General features: G+C 39.7%; 2 protein-coding genes and 1 pseudogene. 1 reads left to right on the forward strand and 2 read right to left on the reverse strand.

All coding sequences use genetic code 11. The features are described 5' to 3' along the window. Window positions 1-943 precede the first annotated feature (943 nt). Both helD and CUU66_RS25550 read right to left on the reverse strand, forming a co-directional pair. The gene (gene helD / locus CUU66_RS23050) at window positions 944-3,196 is read right to left on the reverse strand and encodes an RNA polymerase recycling motor HelD (protein ID WP_101645744.1); all 2,253 of its coding nucleotides are present in this window, start codon (window positions 3,194-3,196) and stop codon (window positions 944-946) included. Window positions 3,197-5,077: 1,881 nt separating this feature from the next. Next, window positions 5,078-5,244: pseudogene (locus CUU66_RS25550) on the reverse strand (DUF3147 family protein); the annotation flags it as partial. 189 nt (window positions 5,245-5,433) lie between these two features. On the opposite strand from CUU66_RS25550, the gene CUU66_RS23055 reads away from it, so the two are divergent. After that, window positions 5,434-7,053: an ABC-F family ATP-binding cassette domain-containing protein gene (locus CUU66_RS23055; RefSeq protein WP_101645745.1), complete on the forward strand. Its 1,620-nt coding sequence runs from the start codon at window positions 5,434-5,436 to the stop codon at window positions 7,051-7,053. Window positions 7,054-7,230 lie beyond the last annotated feature (177 nt).

Here is a 7,230-nt window from a genome sequence, read left to right on the forward strand (position 1 = left end):
CTCGAACGCCACGTCCTGTGGCCACGCCTGGCTCGCACATCCTGTGCTTCGTGCGTTAGCCAACCATAAGACAAGTGGGCCGTGGAAAGCGGTTTTCCTTTCCATGGACCGATTGGCTTATGACTCGAGGGTCTAGGCGCTGGAGCCGGACAATGCCCGCTACTCTCGCACAGAAAAGCGGAAAGCGGTCCCTGCCCAACATATAAATATTAAACGCTCAGTGAAAATCCCAATAGATATAAAATTCTAAACAAATTGGCAGGCAGAGACCCGATAAAGAAGACTTGCTGATTGGCGAACGACAGTGAAGACAGAAGCTTAGTCGCACTTATGCGTCAGCCAAGCATAAGACGAGCCGGCTGTGGGGAGTGCTTTTCTCCGCATGGACGGATCGGCTTATGACTCGAGGGTCTCAGCTTGTAGCTGGATCAAGGAGTCTCGCACCTTACGCTCCAATCAACCTGATTTAACAATAGGTGATGTAACAAAACTTATTTAAAAACAACAATCTTTTAGAAAAGAGCCTAAACACAAAAAAACCGCAATGAAACAATGTTCATTGCGGTGATAAGCTAAAGGAAGCTTAGTCCTTCCGAAAAAATCTTCATTCGTCATAAAAGCTGTTCATACTGCATTTACGGAATAAAGACATAAAAAGCTATTGTCAATAGACAATAGCTTCTGGTATCGAAGGTATACGCCATGATCATCATTCTTAACTGTGTATTCAAGGGCATACTTAAATAAGCTTTCAAGAAACTTAAAAAAATGCTTGAATACAACCGTATGAAATTACGGATTAGTTAAGAGTGAAACCCGACATAAAACAAACCCCTTTTTACTGATGATTTATTATTTTTTAAAAATTCTATATTTTTCAATATATGTTTTAGGATACCTTCCCGTGACTTAAAAGTCAATAAAGGAAGGTATGCAAAACAGCTTAACCTATTAAAAAGTCTTCTCTTTTTTTCCCGAAAAAATACAGCCTATGCAGAGGCCTGGTCATTGTTACATATAGCAGCTTAATATCCAGTTCATTATCCTTGCTGTATGCTTCCTCTAATGAGACCGCCAGTACAGCGTCAAACTCCAGTCCTTTTGATAAGTAGGAAGGCAGGATAACGGTCTGATCCTTCGGAATCGATTCTTGTTCCTGAAGCAATTTAACTGGATGCTTTTCATTATCTTTTAATAATTGATAAAGTTTTTGACTGTCCTTCATGGTCTTGCAGATGATTGCAAAAGTTTTCAAGTTTTCTTGTTTTAATTCGTCCAGCTTCAGGAGCACCTGTTCACAATAATCCTCATCCTTAAGAAGAGCCGTAAATTCAGGGGATTCACCGTGTCTTACCACAGGCTCCACCTTTGGAAACTCGTACGGAAGGAATTCCAGAAGTTTATTGGCCTCATTCATAATTTCAACTGTCGTTCTGTAGCTCTTTTGAAGTTCAGAGTATATAGCCCGTGGAAAGACCTTCTTTTGAATCGTTTCCCAAGAATCTAAGCCTCTGTATGAATGAATTCCCTGTGCGAGGTCTCCCACGAGTGTAAACATATCTGTATCGCTTGCTGTTTTTAAAGAGAGAAGCTGCATGAAACTGTAATCCTGCGCTTCATCAATTACAATATTTTTTGCTCTATTTTCTTTATCTACTCCGTATAGCTTCGAATGGAGATAAAGTATAGGTCCGAGATCCTCAAGCTCATACATTTTTTTGCTGAAAAGACTTTGATTATACCTGCAGATTAACTGAGCCTCGTTTTTTTGCAGCTTCCCGTCAGCGTACTTCATGAACTGCTCTTCATCCTCAAAAAGCTCCTGATAATATCTTAAGGTAGGCTTCTTCTCAAATTGCTTCATATAATTACGAAGCGATACCTTAATGGCTGTTTGAACTTCCCCCACCCGCTCCTGTTTCTTATCCAGTGCGTTTGTGACTAATTCCTTGCGTTTTTCGGGATCCAGACGGCTAAAAAGGGCACGATCCAATCGATCGTCATAATACTTTTCAACCCCCTCAACCATTAGCTTTTTATTGGCCCGGACCTGGTTTTGGAGAATGTTCTTCAGCTTATCCAGGCGGCTGAACAGTGGCAGATACCAATATTCTTTATTGAACAATGTCTTAAATTTCTTGGCAGAATATAAGCGGTACTTGTCTACATAGAAGTCTTCTTTCGGATTAAAACGCATGTACACATCTTTAAGATAAGCATCCATGATATTCTTATATATTTCAGAACCTTTGATCCCGGAAATGAATGCTTCCACATCAGCCTCTTCACTTCCCTGTTCCAACAGCCGGATCAGTTTATTATCTTCTTTTAATTTTAGCTTTTTTCCGATTGCCTGCTGTACATATTCGCTAAAGGTAAACTGTTTTACTTTTTCAACTCCGAGTTCCGGTAGAGCCTCAGATATGTAGTCAATGAAAAGTCTGCTTGGTGCAATGATCATCATTTGCCGAGGGTCGAACTGGTCTCGGTAATGATAGATAAAATAGGAGATTCTATGAAGTGCAATAGTGGTTTTTCCGCTTCCTGCGGCACCCTGGACAATTATAGGCTTATTCAGATCTGCCCTTATAATCCGATTTTGTTCTTCCTGGATCGTGGCGACAATCTCAGTCAATCTATTACTCGAGCTTTTGGAAAGTGAGTCTTGCAGAAGTTCATCAGTAGTTGTTAAGTCAATATCTCTTACATCCGTGAGAATTCCTTCCTCGATCATCAACTGCCTCTTGAGGCTGATATTCCCCTGGAATTCCTCTCCTTCTGCCTCATAGCTTACTTCGCCTACTCTTCCTTCATAATAAAGGTTTGCTATAGGGGAGCGCCAATCAACAATGATCTGCTCCTGATTTTCCCGTTGATAGAGCGAAGTTTTACCAAAGTAGAGGACTTCCTTCTTTTCCTGCCCTTCCCTGGAGAAATCAACTCTGGCAAAATAAGGCTTATCCTTAGCACGCCGGAGGCTCTCGAGTTCAGCCATTGACATTTCAAAAAAGCTGGCATTTGTTAAGATTTCGGCATAACCGCCTGTTTCCAGCCAGTCTTCATCACCGAACACTCTTTCCATGTTTTTCTTAAATTGATCTTTGCTGCTCTCTGCCGTTTCAATTACTACGTCCATATACCTTTTTGTAAAATCAAGACGCTGACTCTCTTTAATAAAATCAGGATGCTGTTCCATAACTTATTTTCTCCCTTCTTCTCGCGTGCTATGGTGGAGAAAACACAAATGTAAGCGGTGTAACGGTGAAATCGCGGAAATTTATATTATCAGAAAATTTAGGTGTTTGCAATGTGTTTTAGGAAATATATATGGAAAATAGCATCTTAGAGTCAAATTGGAGAGCGTCAGTATCCTGAGTGAAAACGGATAAAGGAAGAACTCGGTAAATTGGATGCTATCAGACTGATCGTGAAAAAATGATACCCAACACTGACATTGACGAACAGCGTTTTAATGAAGTGCAAATAAAAATGCTATCCTAAAAATTGGATGAGTAAAAGATTGATAGAGGGGTATTACAATACTAACAACAAACTTTAGGAGGAATATAAAATGAGACATGATCAGGTATCACTAACTGAATTTACTAATGAAGAAGGTTTTGAGTTAAAGAGCTACATATCTCAATTATTTGATCACGTATCATCGATAGAAGAAGAAACCGAAAGCTAATCAGTGACAAGTTGATTAGCTTTTTTTGTACCAGTATATCCTTTTGACCTGATCAATTCCCATGGAAGTACGTCCCTTCCTCGGTTTCCGCTGTTAAAGATTAAAATCCGCCGTCCCTTCTTTGATTTCCGCCGTTAAAAATTAGATTCCGCCGTCCCTTCCTCGCTTTCCGCCGGTATTCTCATACCGAGATTCATACCACTGCTATCATTGTCCATACTTAGAATTTTCGTTAAGGGCTTATTCCTCAACATTTGTTTCAGAGGTCTTTTTCAAGAAAGCCTGGGTAGATTGTCTAGAAAGGTTAATTTTAAGCGTAAATAGGTGAGGTAAGGTTTTAAAATTATTAAATAAATGAAAGAAAAAAAAGGATAATATCCTATAAGGGGTGATCTCGTGAGTAAAGTGAGTACAGATCGCCGATTAATCGGCAGTACCGTTCTTGGCAAAAACCGAAAACGTCCTTCATACACCCGATGAAGGACTAAATTAATAAATAAGTAACTGAAAACGTCCTTCATACACTCGATGAAGGACTAAACTAATAGATAAGTAACTGAAAACGTCCTTCATACACCCAATGAAGGACTAAACTAATAGATAAGTAACCGAAAACGTCCTTCATACACTAGATGAAGGACTAAACTAATAGATAAGTAACTGAAAACGTCCTTCATACACCCGATGAAGGACTAAATTAATAGATAAGTAACCGAAAATATCCTTCATACACTCGATGAAGGACTAAACTAATAGATAAGTAACTGAAAACGTCCTTCATACACTCGATAAAGGACTAAACTAATAGATAAGTAACTGAAAACGTCCTTCATACACCCAATGAAGGACTAAACTAGTAGATAAGTAACCGAAAATGTCCTTCATACACTCAATGAAGGACTAAATTAATATATAAGTAACCGAAAACGTCCTTCATTCACTCGATGAAGGACTAAACCAGTAGATAAGTAACCGAAAACGTCCCTCATACACTCAATGAAGGACTAAATTAATATATAAGTAACCGAAAACGTCCTTCATTCACTCGATGAAGGACTAAACCAGTAGATAGGTAACCGAAAACGTCCCTCATACACTCGATGAAGGACTAAACTAATAGATAAGTAACTGAAAACGTCCTTCATACACCCGATGAAGGACTAAACTAATAGATAAGTAACTGAAAACGTCCTTCATACACTCGATGAAGGACTAAACTAATAGATAAGTAACTGAAAACGTCCTTCATACACCCGATGAAGTACTAAATTAATTGATAAGTATCCGAAAATGTCCTTCATACACCCGATGAAGGACTAAATTAATAAATAAGTAACTGAAAACGTCCTTCATACACCCGATGAAAGACAAAACTTGCAACACGAGTGCAAATTTACTCAGTGTTTCCTTATGCTCCCCTGTATATATAACCAAATGATACTAACAATGGGTAATGCGGGAATTATCCCTCCTTGCTGCGGACATCTTTTGGGTAATTCCGTAATAATGCCATTTATATTTGCTGAAACAATCATTTTAACTATTGTGAACATCTTCTGATCCGAAGAATTTTTGCAGGTTTTCAACCTAGTTTAGTGTTAGGTCATTTTTTTTAGAAAAGTTTTGCCTGTCGGAAAAAGAATGGATATAAGTTCCCGGTGAAGTATCTCAAGGGTTCATATCATCTTTCCCGAAAACATGTTATAATTAGGGATATTGTCTTTTTGGAGGTATGTAAATACATGATTACAGTAAACAATGTTGGTTTACGATATGGTGACCGTAAACTGTTCGAAGACGTTAATATAAAATTCACACCAGGTAATTGTTATGGATTGATTGGAGCAAATGGCGCTGGGAAATCCACTTTCTTAAAAATTCTTTCAGGTGAAATTGAAGCACAGACCGGTGATGTTCACTTAGGACCTGGTGAACGCCTTGCCGTTTTAAAACAGGATCATTTCGAATTTGAAGAGGAAGAGGTTCTTTCCGTTGTTATCAGAGGGCATCAAAGACTTTATGAAATTATGAAAGAAAAAGATGCAATCTATATGAAAGCTGATTTTACAGACGAAGATGGAATCCGTGCTGCTGAGCTTGAAGGCGAGTTTGCAGAATTGAACGGATGGGAAGCTGAATCCGAAGCTGCCATTCTCCTAAAAGGACTTGGAATCGAAGAACAGCTTCATACAAAGAAGATGGCTGAACTTACCGGTGGAGAAAAAGTGAAAATCCTCCTTGCACAGGCTTTGTTTGGCAAACCGGATGTTCTTCTTCTAGATGAGCCGACCAACCACCTGGATATTAAAGCGATTCAGTGGCTAGAAGAATTCTTGATCAACTTTGAAAATACGGTTATCGTTGTATCCCATGACCGTCACTTCTTAAACAAGGTATGTACCCATATTGCGGATCTGGATTTCTCAAAAATCCAAATTTATGTTGGGAACTATGACTTCTGGTATGAATCGAGCCAGCTTGCCTCTAAGCTGACACAGGAATCCAATAAAAAGAAAGAAGAGAAAGTGAAGGAGCTTCAAGCCTTCATCGCCCGTTTCAGTGCGAATGCATCCAAATCAAAACAGGCAACTTCCCGTAAAAAACTATTGGATAAAATTTCATTGGACGATATTAAACCTTCTTCCCGCCGTTATCCATATGTTCACTTTACTCCGGAAAGGGAAATCGGAAATGACCTTCTCCGTGTTGAAGGCCTGACAAAAACAATCGATGGCATCAAGGTGCTGGACAATGTTTCCTTCATCATGAATAAAGGCGATAAAATTGCCTTAGTGGGTACGGATGAAATTGCAAAAACGACTTTATTCAAGATTTTAGCAGGAGAACTTGAGGCAGACAGCGGCACATACAAATGGGGTATCACAACGTCGCAGGCCTACTTCCCGAAAGACAACTCAGAATACTTCGGTGGCAATGAGCCTTCCCTTGTTGAATGGCTTCGCCAATATTCTCCAGCTGACCAAAGCGAAAGCTTCCTTCGCGGCTTCCTTGGCAGAATGCTGTTTTCAGGGGAAGAAGTATTAAAGAAACCTAGTGTCCTATCAGGAGGAGAAAAGGTTCGCTGCATGCTTTCAAAAATGATGTTAAGCGGCTCTAACGTATTACTGCTGGATGAGCCGACTAACCATTTAGATTTGGAGTCCATCACTGCCCTGAATAATGGATTAATTAATTTTAAAGGTTCTATGATTTTCTCGTCTCACGATCATCAGTTTATACAAACGATTGCTAACCGCATCATCGAAATCACACCTAAGGGTATTATCGATAAGCAGTTAACATATGATGAGTATTTAGAAAATGGAGATCTTCAGAAACAAGTTAAAGCAATGTACAGCTAAACAAAATCCGGCCTCTGATGGCCGGGTTTTTTGTTTAGGCTGTTTTCGCAAACTTTGTTGTTATTGAACAAGGAGTTGATTGGAACGTGAGGATGCTCGCGGACCTTAGGGGCGGGCGCTGAGCCTCCTCGGCTTCGCCTGTGGGGTCTCACCTGATCGAAAAGCGGAGGACTGTGC

Origin of the sequence: Peribacillus deserti, from assembly GCF_002863585.1 — a bacterium.
Lineage (GTDB): Bacteria > Bacillota > Bacilli > Bacillales > DSM-1321 > Paraperibacillus > Paraperibacillus deserti_A.

What these genes read in the sequence shown, in the direction of transcription:
- helD (WP_101645744.1), bottom strand. Translation starts at nt 3,196, where the DNA reads ATGGAACAGCATCCTGATTTTATTAAAGAGAGTCAGCGTCTTGATTTT.
- CUU66_RS23055 (WP_101645745.1), top strand. Translation starts at nt 5,434, where the DNA reads ATGATTACAGTAAACAATGTTGGTTTACGATATGGTGACCGTAAACTG.